Origin of the sequence: Pseudomonas soli (assembly GCF_900110655.1) — a bacterium.
Taxonomy (GTDB): domain Bacteria; phylum Pseudomonadota; class Gammaproteobacteria; order Pseudomonadales; family Pseudomonadaceae; genus Aquipseudomonas; species Aquipseudomonas soli.
The window spans coordinates 1-14,723 of record NZ_FOEQ01000013.1; the positions used below are offsets into that span (position 1 = coordinate 1).

The 14,723-nt window shown below is 66.5% G+C and carries 14 protein-coding genes; 5 read left to right on the forward strand and 9 right to left on the reverse strand.

Annotated features, from left to right (window positions below):
* Positions 1-535: 535 nt before the first annotated feature.
* The 4 genes from BMY03_RS21960 to BMY03_RS21975 form a co-directional block, all read right to left on the reverse strand.
* On the reverse strand, positions 536-1,546 hold the full coding sequence (locus BMY03_RS21960; protein WP_094012271.1) for a zinc-dependent alcohol dehydrogenase family protein: 1,011 nt from the start codon (positions 1,544-1,546) through the stop codon (positions 536-538).
* Between the two features lie 122 nt (positions 1,547-1,668).
* Entirely contained in the window at positions 1,669-2,259 is a 591-nt protein-coding gene (locus BMY03_RS21965; RefSeq protein ID WP_094012272.1) for an HAD family hydrolase, read from the reverse strand.
* Complete coding sequence (tesB, locus tag BMY03_RS21970; RefSeq protein ID WP_023632343.1) at positions 2,256-3,125, reverse strand: acyl-CoA thioesterase II; 870 nt, start codon at positions 3,123-3,125, stop codon at positions 2,256-2,258. The genes BMY03_RS21965 and tesB overlap by 4 nt, the downstream gene beginning before the upstream one ends.
* A gap of 90 nt (positions 3,126-3,215) precedes the next feature.
* On the reverse strand, positions 3,216-3,785 hold the full coding sequence (locus BMY03_RS21975; RefSeq protein ID WP_023632344.1) for a GNAT family N-acetyltransferase: 570 nt from the start codon (positions 3,783-3,785) through the stop codon (positions 3,216-3,218).
* A 167-nt stretch (positions 3,786-3,952) separates the two neighbouring features.
* Between BMY03_RS21975 and pmrG the strand changes: the two genes are divergently transcribed.
* From pmrG to BMY03_RS21990, 3 genes are all read left to right on the forward strand, one after another.
* On the forward strand, positions 3,953-4,639 hold the full coding sequence (gene pmrG, locus BMY03_RS21980) for a lipopolysaccharide core heptose(II)-phosphate phosphatase PmrG (RefSeq protein ID WP_094012273.1): 687 nt from the start codon (positions 3,953-3,955) through the stop codon (positions 4,637-4,639).
* Between the two features lie 111 nt (positions 4,640-4,750).
* Positions 4,751-5,665 (forward strand): histone deacetylase family protein, encoded by a 915-nt coding sequence (locus BMY03_RS21985; RefSeq protein WP_094012325.1) that lies wholly within the window; start codon positions 4,751-4,753, stop codon positions 5,663-5,665.
* 149 nt (positions 5,666-5,814) lie between these two features.
* On the forward strand, positions 5,815-7,056 hold the full coding sequence (locus BMY03_RS21990; protein WP_038707295.1) for a TIGR03862 family flavoprotein: 1,242 nt from the start codon (positions 5,815-5,817) through the stop codon (positions 7,054-7,056).
* Positions 7,057-7,090: 34 nt separating this feature from the next.
* On the opposite strand, the gene rhlE1 is transcribed toward BMY03_RS21990, so the two are convergent.
* On the reverse strand, positions 7,091-8,422 hold the full coding sequence (gene rhlE1, locus BMY03_RS21995) for an RNA helicase RhlE1 (protein ID WP_038707294.1): 1,332 nt from the start codon (positions 8,420-8,422) through the stop codon (positions 7,091-7,093).
* Between the two features lie 55 nt (positions 8,423-8,477).
* Positions 8,478-9,398, reverse strand: a complete 921-nt coding sequence (gene yedA, locus BMY03_RS22000; protein WP_038707293.1) for a drug/metabolite exporter YedA — start codon at positions 9,396-9,398, stop codon at positions 8,478-8,480.
* 152 nt (positions 9,399-9,550) lie between these two features.
* On the opposite strand from yedA, the gene BMY03_RS22005 reads away from it, so the two are divergent.
* Positions 9,551-10,009: an Lrp/AsnC family transcriptional regulator gene (locus BMY03_RS22005; protein WP_023631363.1), complete on the forward strand. Its 459-nt coding sequence runs from the start codon at positions 9,551-9,553 to the stop codon at positions 10,007-10,009.
* A gap of 8 nt (positions 10,010-10,017) precedes the next feature.
* Here BMY03_RS22005 and BMY03_RS22010 read toward each other — a convergent pair whose 3' ends face one another.
* The gene (locus BMY03_RS22010; RefSeq protein WP_023631362.1) at positions 10,018-10,497 is read right to left on the reverse strand and encodes an NYN domain-containing protein; all 480 of its coding nucleotides are present in this window, start codon (positions 10,495-10,497) and stop codon (positions 10,018-10,020) included.
* Positions 10,498-10,605: 108 nt separating this feature from the next.
* Positions 10,606-11,340, reverse strand: a complete 735-nt coding sequence (locus BMY03_RS22015) for a DUF2076 domain-containing protein (RefSeq protein ID WP_094012274.1) — start codon at positions 11,338-11,340, stop codon at positions 10,606-10,608.
* A 157-nt stretch (positions 11,341-11,497) separates the two neighbouring features.
* Between BMY03_RS22015 and BMY03_RS22020 the strand changes: the two genes are divergently transcribed.
* On the forward strand, positions 11,498-12,160 hold the full coding sequence (locus BMY03_RS22020) for a YciC family protein (protein WP_023631418.1): 663 nt from the start codon (positions 11,498-11,500) through the stop codon (positions 12,158-12,160).
* Between the two features lie 10 nt (positions 12,161-12,170).
* On the opposite strand, the gene hrpB is transcribed toward BMY03_RS22020, so the two are convergent.
* Positions 12,171-14,699: an ATP-dependent helicase HrpB gene (gene hrpB / locus BMY03_RS22025; protein WP_094012275.1), complete on the reverse strand. Its 2,529-nt coding sequence runs from the start codon at positions 14,697-14,699 to the stop codon at positions 12,171-12,173.
* Positions 14,700-14,723 lie beyond the last annotated feature (24 nt).

Consider the following 14,723-nt stretch of genomic DNA (forward strand, 5'->3'; position numbering starts at 1 on the left):
GCATGGTCAGATCCTCGAAAACCGACCCTGCCAGTTAAAGACTGTTACCTATGTGCGTGAACTGATTTGTAACCCATGTGGGTGAGTCATACCCCCTACAGTTTTTCACGACATTTTTTAACAGCGGCTACTGTTAACACTTACTTTACAGGTTTAAGTGAATTCCAGGGCGGTCTTGCTCAACGACTCGACTCTTGAACTTGTGGAACACTACCACGACGACCCGCACCTAGGCGGCGAACTCAACGTCGAGCGGGTCACACTAATGACGCGGGAAGTAGTGCTGGGGTTTGCGCCGCGGCACAGCGAAGGCTTTGCGACACGGGCTGTGGATAACGATGATGCGCTGTTCGTCTGGGGTGCGTCGCGAACTAGCCTTGATGCACAGGTGTTGATGTTTCCGTCGCTGTCCCACACCTGAGCGGGCCTCATCGCGGGGCAAGCCCGCTCCCACAGAGCGGGCGCAGCCTTCGAACCATGCTGCGCCAGTGGAAACCGGCTTGACTGGCGTGAACACCAAAAAGCAGTGCCTGCCTTACCAGGTCAGGCAGATCTTGCCGAAATGCCGGTTGCTCTCCTGGTACCGGAACGCATCGACCATCTGCTCCAGTTCGAAATGCTTGTCCACCACCGGCCGTAGGCCGTTGGCGTCGATGGCGCGGACCATCGCCTGCTGCTGGGCGCGGCTGCCCACCAGCACGCCCTGCAGGCGAATCTGCCGCACCAGCGCCTGCACCAACGGCAACTGCCCGGCCACGCCGGTGAGAATGCCGATCAACGATACGTGGCCACCGATACGCGCCGCGATCATCGACTGCTCCAGGGTGGCCGGGCCGCCGACTTCGATCACATGGTCCACGCCACGGCCGCCGGTGAGTTCACGGACCTTTTCGCCCCAGGCAGGCGTGGCCTTATAGTTGATCAGGTGATCCGCGCCCAGTGCCTTGAGGCGCTCGAGCTTGGCATCGCTGGACGAGGTGGCAATCACCGTGGCGCCGGCCAGCTTGGCGAACTGCAGGGCGAAGATCGACACGCCACCGGTGCCCTGCACCAGCACGCTGTCACCGGGCTTGAGGTGGTCGTCGCTCATCAACGCGCGCCAGGCGGTGAGGCCGGCGGTGGTCAGCGTCGCCGACTCGGCATGGCTGTAGCCGTTGGGCGCAAGGGTGAAGGAGGTAGCCCGGGCGGTTACCTGTTCGCGGGCGTAGCCGTCGATGCCATCCCCCGGCACGCTGGCGAAGCCCTCGACCTGGGCCTGGCCGCCGAGCCAGTCGGGGAAGAACGTGCTGACCACGGCATCGCCAACCTGGAACTCACTGACCCCAGCCCCCACCGCGAGCACTTCACCGGCGCCGTCGGCCATCGGGATGCGCCGCTCGCTCGGCCCCCACATGCCACTGACCACGGCGAAGTCGTGGTAGTTGAGGGAGCTGGCGTGCAGGCGCACGGTGATCTCGCCGGCTGCGGGCGCGGCGGTTTCGCAGGTGCCGACCTGGACCTTGTCGTAGCCGCCGCCGGGCAGGACGTAGAGAGCCTTGGTGCTCATGGGGTGGGTCTCCATCGTGGGAAAAGGTGCAGTGCAGCTTAGACAGGTCTGGAGGATCGCGGGGGCAAGCCCGCTCCCACGATGGTAGGCACGGGGAGCGGGCTTGCCCCGCGACAGGGCCGTCAGCCGAGCAACGCCCTCAACGCCCGGCAATCTGCCGCGTGCCAGTCGGCCAGCTGCGGCCAGGGATTGTCCGGCAAGTTGACCAGCACGGTGCGGGTGCCTGCGGCCCGCCCGCAGTCGAGGTCGAAGCGGTAGTCACCGACCATCACCATTGCACCGGGGCTTACACCCCAGGCCCGGGCGATCTGCAACAACCCATCCGGGCTGGGCTTGGGTGCCGCCTCGTCGCGACCGAGGATAAGTTCGACCGGGAAGCAGTCAGCCAGGCCGATGGCCTCGAGGGTCACGTGGGCAAGCTCGCGGGCATTGCGCGTGAGAATGGCCAGCCGGCAATCGCGTCGGGCCAGTTCGCGCACCAGCTCCACGGCGCCGTCGGCGGCCTTGGAGGCTATCGCCAGGTCGCGCTCATGCTCCAGCAGCCAGGCATGCTTGGCCACCGCCTCCGCTGCCGGCAAGGCTGCCAGGTGGGTGAGGATGTCGTGCTCGGACGGGATATCGAGCGCTTCGCGGATGGCCGCGAAGTCATGCACGGCGACCGTGAGGGTGCCGTCCATGTCGAACACCCAGTGGCGGATGTCGCCCAGGCTCATGCCCAGTCCTTGCGATGGCGGATCAGGCCTTCCTGGGTCGACGAGGCCACCAGTTGCCCGGCGCGGTTGAAGATGCTGCCCCGGCAGAAGCCACGGGCGTTGCCGGCCCAGGGGCTGTCGGTGGCGTACAGCAGCCAGTCGTCGGCGCGCAGGTCACGGTGGAACCACAGCGAGTGGTCGAGGCTGGCGATCTGCATGTCCTTCTGCCACACCGACTTGCCATGGGGCAGCAAGGCCGTGGTCAGCAGGCCGAAGTCCGAGGCGTACGCCAGCAGGTACTTGTGCAGCGCCGGAATGTCCGGAAGGTTGCCGTCGGCACGGAACCAGGCGTACTTGACCGGATCGCCGGGCTTGGGATTGAACGGGTCGCGCTCGGTGACCGGGCGGATCTCGATGGGCTTGGCGCACAGCACCTTCTCGCGGATGCGCTCGGGCAGCCTTTCAGCCATGGCACTGGCCAGCTCGACCTCGCTGGGCAGGTTCTCCGGGCCGACCACGTCGGGCATCGGCGCCTGGTGCTCGAAGCCTTCCTCGTCGTACTGGAACGAAGCGCTGCAGGTGAAGATCGGCTGGCCCTTCTGGATCGCCGTGACCCGCCGGGTGCTGAAACTGCCGCCGTCACGCACGCGGTCCACCGAGTACACCACCGGCATGCTGGCGTCACCCGGGCGCAGGAAGTAGCCATGCAGCGAATGCACATGGCGCGCGTCCTCGACCGTCTGGCTGGCCGCCGACAACGACTGGCCGAGCACCTGGCCGCCGTACAGCTGGCGGAAGCCCAGGTCCTGGCTGCGTCCGCGGAACAGGTTCTCCTCGATGGACTCGAGGCTCAGCAAGTCGACCAGATCGTCGAGTACGTGGCTCATGGGGTTCTCCTGGCAAGGCAATACGGCGCTGTTATGGCGGCAAATGATACAGGGTTTGTCTGTAGTCCCGCCGTACGAATGGCCACCTATTCAGCCGCGCAGGTTCTGTTGCCAGCGGGCGCGGTCGATGCGGTAGAGCACATGAGGGCGCAGCGGATCGCCCGGTGGCAGGCGCGGGTGCTCGAAGCTGGCCTCGAGGTCCTGGACCATGCCGATGGCCTGCATCACCTTCTGCGACGGCAAATTGCCCTCGGTGGTGAACGACACCACCTCGTCCAGATGCAGCTGGGCGAAGGCACAGCGCAGGCAGGCCCAGGCGGCCTCGCTGGCGAAGCCCAGCCCCCAATGCCGGCGGGCAAGGCGCCAGCCAATTTCCACCGCCGGGCCGAAGGGCGCGTCAAAATTGACGTTGAGCAGGCCGGTCATGCCGATGAAGGCGCCGCTGTCCTTGCGCTCCAGGGCCCAGAGGCCGAAACCGTATTCGTTGAAATGACCGCGCACCCGGCCGATCAGCGCGGCTGCCTCGACCCGGGTCATCGGTGCGGGGAAATAACGCATCACCTGTGGGTCGGCGCACAAGGCGGCGAACTCGCGCAGGTCGTCGTCCTGCCATTGGCGCAGCACCAGGCGCGGGCTTTCCAGTTCGAGGATGGGGGTCATCGGCGCGGCTCCGAAATCACAGTCTGCCAGTGTACAGCGTAGGCCGCGCACATCGGCCAGCCGATGCTTTTTTCACATCGGCTTCACCGCCCCCCGACAGGCCTCTTTGCACAATGCCGGACACTACCGCGGCCTTTGTCGACGCCGCACTGCCATCGGAGTGACGCATGCACCCCAGCAACACCCTGCACAACCCGGCCCTGCTGGCCCGCCCCGAACGCCGCCGTTCTCGCACCGCGCTCGGCGCCGCCTTCGGCCTGCTCCTGGCACTGGCCGGGGCCAGCACCTGGCTAGCGACGAGGACGCACATCGTGAATCTTGGCAACGAGCAACAACTGAGCGAAAGCGGCCTGCTGCAGGACTGGAAGGACGGCGCGGTGATCGTGATGATCCGCCACGCCGAACGCTGTGACAGTGCCCCAGGCCCCTGCCTGGACGATGCGACCGGCATCACCGTGGCCGGCAGCCAGGCGGCGCAGCGGGTCGGCCAGGGCCTGCGGCAACTGGGGCTGAGCGGTGCCGATCTGCTCAGTAGCCCAAAGCTGCGAACCCGCCAGACCGCGCATTTCATCCTTGGCCAGGCCGTCTCCAGCGAAGACTGGCTGGAGCGCTGCGACCGTCCTTTCCCCGCCGAGGCCATGGCCCGCAAGCGGCCCGGGCACAACCTGATACTGGTGACCCACAATGGTTGCATCGATCACTTCGCCCGCCAGCAGCATGTGCCGGGCGGTGAGCGTGAAAGCGGCTACGCCAGTGCGCTGTTCGTGTCGGTGGATGGCAATGGCAAGGCGCGGATTCTGGGGCGGATGAACGAGCCAGACTGGCAAAGGGTGCTGGCATCGGCAGGCCAATGAGCGCCACAAGATGACCGCAGCTGCGTGGGAGCGGGCTTGCCCCGCGATTGCGTTGGCGCCGGCGCCACCAATACTGGCAAGATCGGTGTTCGCCCCCAACGCGCCGACACCATGCCCCTGCCGCTGATCTACCACGACGACTACAGCCCCGAATTCCCGCCGGACCATCGCTTCCCGATGGACAAGTTCCGCCTGCTGCGCGATCACCTGGTAGACAGCGGCCTGACCACCGACGCGGCCCTGCTGCGCCCTGAAATCTGCCCCAACGAGATCCTCGCCCTGGCCCATGACCGCGCCTACATCGAGCGCTACATGAACGGCGAACTGTCCCGCGAGGACCAGCGCCGCCTGGGCCTGCCCTGGAGCGAAGCCCTGGCCCGACGCACCGTGCGTGCAGTAGGTGGTTCACTGCTGGCCGCCGAGCAAGCGCTGCAGCATGGCATCGCCTGCCACCTGGCCGGCGGCACCCATCATGCCCACTACGATCACCCGGCCGGCTTCTGCATCTTCAACGACCTGGCAGTGATCAGCCGTTACCTGCTGGAAGCCGGACGCGTACACCGGGTGCTGATCTTCGACTGCGACGTGCACCAGGGCGACGGTACGGCGCGCATTCTCCACGACACGCCGGAGGCGATCACCGTGTCCCTGCACTGCGAGCAGAACTTCCCGGCGCGCAAGGCCCAGAGCGACTGGGATATCCCCCTGCCCCGCGGCATGCACGACAGCGCATACCTCAAGGTGGTCGAGGATGCGCTGAACTACCTGCTGCCGTTGTACCAGCCAGACCTGGTGCTGTATGACGCCGGCGTCGATGTGCACAAGGACGACGCCCTGGGCTACCTGCAACTGACCGACGCAGGCCTCGCTGCCCGCGACGAGCATGTGCTGCGCCAATGCCTGGGCCGCGACATCCCGGTGGTAGGGGTGATCGGTGGCGGCTACAGCAAGGACCGCCAGGCCCTGGCCCGGCGCCACGGCATCCTCCACCACAGCGCGGCGCGGGTGCTCGGTTGTGCACAATGACTGTGGAACCACCTGTGGATAACCTGCGAGAAAGCCGCTCCAGCCCTTTAACTGCCTGAGCTGCAAAGAGTTGGTTGTTTTTTGAGCAGTGCCGCGAGCCGTCCCGCTGGGGTAGAATGCGCGCTCTTTTCCACAGCCTGCCGCCCGCCATGAACGATCCTCGCCCCGCCTCCCGCCCCCTTGTCGCCGTGATCGGTGGCGGCCCTGCTGGCCTGATGGCCGCCGAAGCCCTGGCCAGGCGCGGGATGGCGGTTGAAGTGTTCGACGCCATGCCTTCGGTGGGCCGCAAGTTCCTGCTGGCCGGTGTCGGTGGCATGAACATCACCCATTCCGAGCCCTACCCGGCCTTCGTCGGCCGCTACGGTAAACGCCACGGCGAGATCGACACGCTGCTGCACGACTTCGACGCCGATGCCCTGCGCCAGTGGATTCACAGCCTGGGCATCGAAACCTTCGTCGGCACCTCGGGTCGCGTATTTCCCCGCGACATGAAGGCCGCGCCGCTGCTGCGTGCCTGGCTCAAGCGCCTGCGCGAGGCCGGGGTGGTTATCCACACCCGCCACCGTTGGCTGGGCTGGACCGACGCTGGTGCCTTGCGGATCAGTTATCCACAGGGCGAACGACACGTGCAGGCAGACGCCGTGGTGCTGGCGCTGGGTGGCGGTAGTTGGGCGCGCCTGGGTTCGGACGGCGCCTGGGTGCCGCTGCTGGTCGAGCGGGGTGTGGATATCTCAGCGCTGCAACCGAGCAATTGCGGCTTCGAAGTCGAAGGCTGGAGCACGCTGCTCAAGGACAAGTTCGCCGGTGCCCCGCTGAAGAACATTGCCTTGAGCGTCCCCGGCGCCGCACCGCGCAAGGGCGAGTTCATCCTCACCGCCCAGGGAGTGGAGGGCAGCCTGGTGTATGCCTGGTCGGCGGCGCTGCGCGAGGCGATCAACCGCGACGGTCGAGCAACCCTGCTGCTGGACCTGCTGCCGGACCGGCCTGTGGAGAAGATTGCCCAAGCCCTGGCCAAGCCGCGTGGATCGCGCTCGATGGCCAAGCATCTGCACGGTCAGCTCGGCATCGACGGGGTGAAAGCGGCGTTGCTGCGCGAACTGACCGACCAGGCGACCTTTGCCGACCCCGGGTGCCTGGCGGCGGCGATCAAGGCGCTGCCGATCGTGCTGGTGCGGACCCGGCCGCTGGACGAGGCGATCAGCAGCGCCGGCGGGGTACGGTTCGAAGGGTTGGACGACGGACTGATGGTGCGCAACCTGCCCGGGGTGTTCTGCGCGGGGGAGATGCTGGATTGGGAAGCGCCGACGGGTGGGTACCTGCTGACGGCGTGCTTCGCTAGTGGGTTGCGGGCGGGAAATGCGGCGGCTGATTGGCTGACGCGCCTGACCTGATGAATGCCGGGGCTGCTACGCAGCCCCGAGGATCTCAAGGCTTGGGCTTGCGCGGCTTGCCACCGAACGCCGGCACCTTGCGCACCGCCTTGACCGCCGGTGCCGCAGCCCCCGCGCCCTCGCTGTCCATCCAGCGCCCCAGGCCGCGCTTGGCGCTGTTCTCCTTCGGCTTCTTGGGCTTCTTCGGTTTCTTCAGCACCTGGCCACTGGCATCGGTCACCGGCACCCGGTGATCGGGGATGAAATCCGGCTCCTCGTGCCGTGGCAACACCTGGCGGATCAGGGTCTCGATCGTGGCCAGCAATTGCACCTCGTCGGCGCACACCAGCGAAATCGCCTCGCCCTTGTTCCCCGCGCGGCCGGTACGGCCGATGCGGTGCACGTAGTCTTCGGCGACGATTGGCAGGTCGAGGTTGACCACCAGCGGCAGGTCGTCGATGTCCAGGCCGCGAGCGGCCACATCGGTGGCCACCAGTACCTGGATCTCACGGGCCTTGAAGCTGTCCAGGGCACGCTGGCGGGTGGCCTGCGGACGGTCGCCGTGGATGCCGTCGGCATTCACGCCCTCGGCCAACAGGCGCTCGACCAGTTGATCGACACCGTTGCGAGTCTTGGCGAACACCAGCACCTGCTTCCAGCGCTGCTTGCGCATCAGATGGATGAAAAGATCGGCCTTGCGCTTTTTATCCACAGGCACCAGCCACTGCTTGACCGTAGTCGCGGCGGCGTTGCGCGGGCTCACTTCGATGCTCAGCGGATCGTTCAGCGCCAGGCCCGCGAGCAGGCGGATCTGCTCGGAGAAGGTGGCGGAGAACAACAGTGTCTGGCGCTTGCGCGGCAACGCCGCGTACACCGATTGCAGCTCCTCGGCAAAGCCCAGGTCGAGCATGCGATCGGCTTCGTCGAGCACCAGGGTCTGCACCTGATTGAACTTCACCGCGTTTTGGCGGAAGAGGTCGAGCAAGCGGCCTGGGGTCGCCACCAGCAGGTCAACGCCACGACGCAGGCGCATCATCTGCGGGTTGATGCTGACCCCGCCATACACCGCGTAGGTGCTCAACGGCAGGTTTTCGGCATACTCGCGCACGTTGTTGTGCACCTGCTCCGCCAGCTCGCGAGTCGGCACCAGCACCAGCGCGCGGATCGAGTTGCTGGCGACCTTCTCCCCTTCCAGGGCCAGGCGCTGCAGCACCGGCAGGGCGAAGCCGGCGGTCTTGCCGGTGCCGGTCTGGGCGGCGGCCATCAGGTCACGGCCAGCGAGCACGGCGGGGATGGCCTTGGCCTGGATCGGGGTGGGCGTGGTGTAGTCCAGCGTCTGCAAGGTGCGCAGCAGCGGTTCGATCAGGCCGAGTTGGGCGAAATTCATGGCAATACCGTCAGGGGGTTCAGCGAAGGCGGCAAGTTTACCGCAACGCCCTGCCCTACTTGCACATTTCGCCTTTCAGCGGCACCGGCTGCTGCGGCGCCTTGCGCCATTGCGGCAGGCCGATCAGCACCACCGCGCCAATGATCACCGCCATGGCCACGCACTCCTCGGCGCCGATCTGCTCGCCGGCGAAAACGATCCCCAACAGCACCGCCACCGCCGGGTTGACGTAGGCGTAGCTGGTCGCAGCCGCCGGACGCACGTGCTTGAGCAGGTACATGTAGGAACTGAACGCCAGGATCGAGCCGAAGAACACCAGGTAGGCCAGCGCCCCCCAACCGGCCGCCGTGGGCATCTCGGTCAGGCGCTCGCCGCTCACGGCACTGCCGATCAGCAAGGCGGCGCCGCCCACCAGCATTTCCGCGGCACTGGCCATGGCGCCCTGGGGCAGCGGCAGGCTCTTGCTCCACACCGAGCCGAAGGCCCAGGCCGCCGCGGCGAACAGGATCAGCGCCGCGCCCATGGGGCTGGCCTGCAGGTTCGAGCCCAGGTTGAGCATGCCGATGCCGACCAGCCCCAAAACAATCCCCGCCCATTCCAGGCGCGAGTTGCGATGGCCGAAGAACAGCCCGAACACCAGGGTGAACAGCGGCACCGTGGCTACCGCCAGCGCCGCCACGCCCGAGGCGACTCCGGCATGCTCGGCCAGGGTCACGCCACCGTTGCCGCAACTGAGCAGGAGAAAGCCGATGGCGCCGGCGGCGCGCCACTGCGGCCAGGTCGGCGCCGGCGCGCCACGCCAGCGCAGGAAGCCATACAGCAGGCTGCCGGCAATCACGAAACGCACCCCGGCCATCAGCATCGGCGGCCAGGACTCCACGCCGATACGAATGAACAGGTAGGTCGAGCCCCACACCAGGTACAAGGCAAGGAAGGCTCCGATGAGCAACAGCGGGAAGCGGCGGGCGGTGGACATGGCAGGGCTCGAAATCCGTTTACGGGTGGATTAGTTTAGAAAGGCCCTCGCGCAAACTTAAGTTACAAAACACGTTTAAAACACCAAAACACTTTGCAATACACGGTTATGCAGACGCTTCACCGTCGATTGCAAGGTCACCTGGAATCGCCATGGACAAGTACGATCGCATGCTTCTCGCCGCGCTGCTGGAAAACGGCCGGGCCACCTACGCGCAGCTGGCGCGCCAGGTCAATCTCTCCGCCCCGGCGGTGGCCGAGCGGGTGGCCAAGCTGGAGGCCAGCGGTGTTATCAGCGGCTACACGGCCAAGGTCGACCTGGAAAAAATCGGCCTGCCGATCCAGTGCGTGATGGAACTGCGCCTGGCCAGCCATGGCAACCAGCAGGCCTACGAGGCCTTGGAGAAGATCCCTGAACTCACCGAGTGCCACCGAGTGACCGGTGACCCGTGCGTGATCATGCAAGCGGCCGTCACGTCCATGGGCGAGTTGGAGGCGCTGATCAACCGCGTGTCGCAGCTGGGCTTCACCAAGACCTCGATCATCCTGTCCAGCGCGGTGGCACGAAGGGTGCCGCTGGGGCATCTGGGGGGCAACGGCAAAAAAACCTGAGCCTGGGTTCAGTGACGCAGCAGCAGCCTGCCCTCGATCGGCACGTAGCGGCTTGCGGCGCGGATTACCGACAACGCCGTCAACCCCGGCACGCCGTACACGACGGTTTCCACGCCATGGCGTTGCATTGCCCGCTCCAGCAACAGGTCGAAATCACCGTCGCCGGAGGCCAGCACTACCTGGTCGACCCGAGCTGCCGCCTCGATCACATCGAGGGTGATGCCAACGTCCCAGTCGCCCTTGGCCGAACCGTCGGCACGCTGGATGAACGGCTTGAGGCGCACCTCAAAACCGAGGTTGCGCAGGATCTGCTGGAACTGCTGCTGCTTGCTGTCGCCGCGGTCGATGGCATAGGCCACCGCTTCGACGATCTGGCCCTCGCGGCTGACGTCGGCCCACAGCGCGGCGTAGTTGAAATGGCAGCCATGGCCTTGGCGAACCGTGTAGTAGAGGTTCTGTACATCGGCGAACAGCGCGATTTTCTTCACCGGGAGCCTCTCTCTGGCGGTGGCAGACAATCGCGGGGCATGCCCGCCCCCACGCTTCGGCAGGAGCGGACTTGCCCCGCAATCAGACGCTGCAGTATGCCAGAGCCCTCAGACGTAGTCGTCGTCCGAGAAGAAGCCGCCATCGTCGCCGCCGCTGTAGTCGGTATCGGCGAACCCGCCCTGGTCATTGCCCCAGCCACCGTTGTCGGCCACCTGGCGCTGACTGTCCTGATCGTTCCAGCCTCCAGCATCGCTGGCCGGCGCCGGCTCTTCCTTGATCACCTCGACGATTTCTTCAGGCTGCGAGTTGTGGTTGAACAGGCTGCTGATACCTTGAGCCAGCAGCACGCCACCAGCCACCCCCGCAGCAGTCTGCATTGCCCCGCCGAGGAAGCTGCTGGCACCGCTGCGCGCCGGAGCAGGCGCCGCACCGAAACCCTGTTGTGGTTGCGGCGGGGAATAAGCCTGTGGCGATGGCTCACGCCAGCCTCCTGAGGAACTCGAAGCCGGTGCCACCGGCCGCTGCGGCTCCGGGCTGCGCGCTCCGGCGCCGAAGATGCTGGAAAGAAAACCGCCGCCGCTGCCACTGGGGCGACTTGCCTCCAGTTGCGCCCGCACTTGCTTGAGCTCGGCCTCGAGCTGCTTGTTCTGTTCGTCCAGGCGCTTGATCGCCGCTTCCTGCACCAGGATCGCCTGGGCCATGTAGTACGGCGCCGCCGGCTGCTGGCGCAGGTGCTCCTCGATGCGTGCCTGGGCCTGGGCATCGCGCGGCTGGGCCGGGTCTTCGGCGTGCTTGAGACGGCCGAACAGGCCATCGATCAGGGTTTGTTCTTCAGTGTTCATCGGGGCAACCTCGTGCGCTGAACAGGGCATCGGACAGCGTCAAAGATGGGGGGCCGGGCGCGGTGATTCAATTGCCCCGGCCATGAAACTTTTTTCAGCAAGCGGGCGGTCTGGGCTAAAGTTACGCCCTGCTTTTTCCGCCATGCGATGTTGACCGATGAATCCGTTGAGCGTTCTGCGCGACTCCCTGTACTTCTTCCGCCGTCACCTGACGAGCATCCTCCAGCTGTGCCTGCCGTTGGTGGTACTTGAGGCCCTCGGCACCCAGTTGCTCTACAACCATCTCGGCGAACAGGCCTCGCCTGCCTACGGCATGCTGGTCAGCCTGCTGTTCTATCCGCTGTACAGCGCCGCGCTGATCCTCTACCTCGACACCCGCAGCAATGGCCAGGACACCGCCAAGCGCGACCTGTTCGCCCGCGCCCTGCAGCTGTGGCCGATGCTGGCCCTGCTGATCGTGATCAGCTCGCTGCTGATCATGGCCGGCCTGGCGCTGTTCATCTTCCCCGGCGTGTGGATCATGGTGAACCTGGTGTTCGCCGAGTACCTGCTGGTGCTGCGCGGCCTGCCGGTGATCGAGGCGATGCGCACCAGCGCGCGCATGACCACCGGGCACTTCCTGCGCATCATGGTGTGCATGCTCTCGGTGCTGGCGCCGCTGTGGCTGATTGACGGCCTGCTGCTGCAGCTGTTCCCCGAACCGCAGGCCGGTGTGCAACTGGCTTTGGACAGCCTCAGCGGCTTCCTGCAGCTGTTCAGCACCGTGGTGCTGTACAGGTTGTTCATGCTGCTGGAGAGTGAGGCGGGCGCAGCCAACTGATCGCGCGCGTTCAGGGTTTCCTCGGCTTGGCCCTGGCCGTGGCTTGCGCCACCAGCGGGTCGTCCGGCCAGTAATGCTTGGGATAACGCCCTTTCAGGTCCTTCTTCACCTCGGCGTAGGTGGTGCGCCAGAAGTTGGCCAGGTCCTGGGTCACTTGCACAGGCCGACGTGCTGGCGACAGCAGGTGCAGCTTGACCTGCTGCCGCCCATTGGCGATGCGTGGAGTATCGGCCAGGCCGAACAGCTCCTGCAGGCGCACGGCCAGGATCGGTGGTTGCTCACTGTAGTCCAGGCGTATGCTTGAGCCCGAAGGCACGGCCAGGTGCGACGGTGCGAGCTCGTCCAGGCGCTGGGGCAGCGGCCAGGGCAGCAGGTTGCGCAGGATCGAGGCCAGGTCCAGGTTAGAGAAATGGCTCAGCCGCGACACCTTGCCCAGGTAGGGTTGCAGCCAGTATTCCAGGCTGGCCAGCAAGGCGTCATCGCCCAGATCGGGCCACTCGCTGTGGCCGTCCTTTTCCAGATCCAGCTGACGCAGCAGCGCGACGCGGGCCTGCCACTGGCGCAGTTCCGGGGTCCAGGCCAGCAGGTTCAAGCCTTTGCGCCGAACCAGGCCGAGCAACGCCTTGGCCCGCGCCTCGTCGTCCAGCCCAGGCAACGGTTCACGGCTGAGGACCAGCTCGCCGACCTTGCGCTGGCGCTCGGCGCGCAACACCTGCTCGCGTTCGTCCCAGTCGAGCAGGTCGATTTGCTCGACCTGCTCGGCCAGCACTGCGTCGAACAATACCGGGTCGAACTCTGCACCCAGGTAGATACGTTCCTCGCGCTGCCCCTGCCGGCTGCCCAGATCGGCAATCACCAGCCACGGGCTCTTCATCAGCACATCGGCTTCGGCGAACAGTGCCGCCCGGCCATTGGCCAGGCGGTATTCGCCGCCGCCTTCGCGGCGCTGTTGCGCCACCCGGTCGGGGTAGGCCAGCGCCAGCACCGCGCCCAGCCAGCGTGGATGGTCGGGGTCGGCGACCGGGTTGCGCGGTTTGCCACGCAGCTGGCCGCGGTATTGCCGGGCCAGCTGCCGCGCACGCTGCACACCGCCCTGCCCACCTCGCGCGGCGCGGCTTTCACCGCTGAGCAAAGCCAGCCGGCTATGCAGGTCAGCACCACCGCCACGCAGGATGTCGCGCTCGCCCAGCAACGCTGCGACATCGCACGCCAGGTCGGCCAACCCGAGATCCTGACCGCGCAGCAGCAAATGGGCGATGCGTGGATGCGCAGGCAGCTCGGCCATGGCTTGGCCATGGGCGCTCAGAACGTCGCGGCAACCTGGCTTGAAGGCGCCGAGTCGGGTCAGCAGGTCCAGGGCTTGGCCATAGGCGGCCGTAGGTGGCTGGTCGAGCCAGCTGAGCTGCTCCGGTGGTACGCCCCAGCGCGCCAGCTGCAGGGCGAGCCCGGCCAGGTCGGCCTGGAGGATCTCGGCGCTGCCATGGGCCGCCAACTGGTCGTGTTGCGCCTCGGACCACAGCCGATAGCACACGCCAGGCTCGAGGCGCCCGGCCCGACCGGCGCGCTGGGTGGCGCTGGCCCGGGAGATGCGCTGGGTGTCCAGGCGGGTCATGCCGCTACCGGGGTCGAAGCGTTGCACCCGCGCAAGCCCTGCGTCGATCACCACGCGCACACCTTCAATGGTCAGGCTGGTCTCGGCGATGTTGGTGGCTAGCACCACCTTGCGCTGGCCCTTGGGCGCCGGCTCGATGGCGGCGCGCTGGGCACTCAGCTCAAGCTCGCCGTGCAGCGGGCAGAGCAGGATCTGCGGACGCTCGCCCACGGCCTCCTGCAGAGCCTGGTGCACGCGGCGGATCTCGGCCTGCCCGGGGAGGAACACCAACAGGCTGCCGGATTCGTCGGCCAGGGCCTGGAGCACGCAGTCGACCACGCGCGGCTCGACGAACTCGCCAGGCTGGAACGGCCGGCTCCAGCGAATATCCACCGGGTGCATGCGCCCCTGACTGCTGATGATCGGTGCATCGTCGAGCAGGCGCGACAGGCGCTCACCCTCCAAGGTCGCCGACATGAGCAGAATCTTCAGCGGCGGCTCGTCACGCAGCAGCGCCCGGCCGTTGAGGCTCAGGGCCAGGGCCAGGTCGGCATCCAGGCTGCGCTCGTGGAACTCGTCGAAGATCACCAGGCCCACGCCTTCAAGCGCAGGATCGCTTTGCAGGCGGCGGGTGAGGATGCCTTCGGTGACCACTTCGATGCGCGTGTTCGGGCCGATCTTGCTGTCGAGGCGGATGCGATAACCCACGGTTTCGCCGACCTTCTCGCCCAGCTCGCTGGCCAGGCGTTCGGCAGCGGCGCGGGCGGCCAGGCGCCGGGGCTCGAGCATGAGGATGGTCTGCCCGGCCAGCCAGGGTTCGTCGAGCAGCGCCAGTGGTACGCGGGTGGTCTTGCCGGCGCCGGGTGGCGCCTCGAGCACCGCTTCGTCACGTTCGGCCAGGGCCTGGCGCAGGTCGGACAGTACGGCATCGATCGGTAATGAAATCATGGTGGTCCTCGAACAATCGTCCGA

Excerpts from the sequence above, each read along its gene's own strand:
- tesB (WP_023632343.1), bottom strand. The coding sequence starts at position 3,125 with ATGAGCCACGTACTCGACGATCTGGTCGACTTGCTGAGCCTCGAGTCC.
- BMY03_RS22020 (WP_023631418.1), top strand. The coding sequence starts at position 11,498 with ATGAATCCGTTGAGCGTTCTGCGCGACTCCCTGTACTTCTTCCGCCGT.
- BMY03_RS22005 (WP_023631363.1), top strand. The coding sequence starts at position 9,551 with ATGGACAAGTACGATCGCATGCTTCTCGCCGCGCTGCTGGAAAACGGC.
- pmrG (WP_094012273.1), top strand. The coding sequence starts at position 3,953 with ATGCACCCCAGCAACACCCTGCACAACCCGGCCCTGCTGGCCCGCCCC.
- BMY03_RS21960 (WP_094012271.1), bottom strand. The coding sequence starts at position 1,546 with ATGAGCACCAAGGCTCTCTACGTCCTGCCCGGCGGCGGCTACGACAAG.
- BMY03_RS21965 (WP_094012272.1), bottom strand. The coding sequence starts at position 2,259 with ATGAGCCTGGGCGACATCCGCCACTGGGTGTTCGACATGGACGGCACC.
- BMY03_RS22015 (WP_094012274.1), bottom strand. The coding sequence starts at position 11,340 with ATGAACACTGAAGAACAAACCCTGATCGATGGCCTGTTCGGCCGTCTC.
- BMY03_RS21990 (WP_038707295.1), top strand. The coding sequence starts at position 5,815 with ATGAACGATCCTCGCCCCGCCTCCCGCCCCCTTGTCGCCGTGATCGGT.
- hrpB (WP_094012275.1), bottom strand. The coding sequence starts at position 14,699 with ATGATTTCATTACCGATCGATGCCGTACTGTCCGACCTGCGCCAGGCC.
- yedA (WP_038707293.1), bottom strand. The coding sequence starts at position 9,398 with ATGTCCACCGCCCGCCGCTTCCCGCTGTTGCTCATCGGAGCCTTCCTT.
- BMY03_RS21985 (WP_094012325.1), top strand. The coding sequence starts at position 4,751 with ATGCCCCTGCCGCTGATCTACCACGACGACTACAGCCCCGAATTCCCG.
- rhlE1 (WP_038707294.1), bottom strand. The coding sequence starts at position 8,422 with ATGAATTTCGCCCAACTCGGCCTGATCGAACCGCTGCTGCGCACCTTG.
- BMY03_RS21975 (WP_023632344.1), bottom strand. The coding sequence starts at position 3,785 with ATGACCCCCATCCTCGAACTGGAAAGCCCGCGCCTGGTGCTGCGCCAA.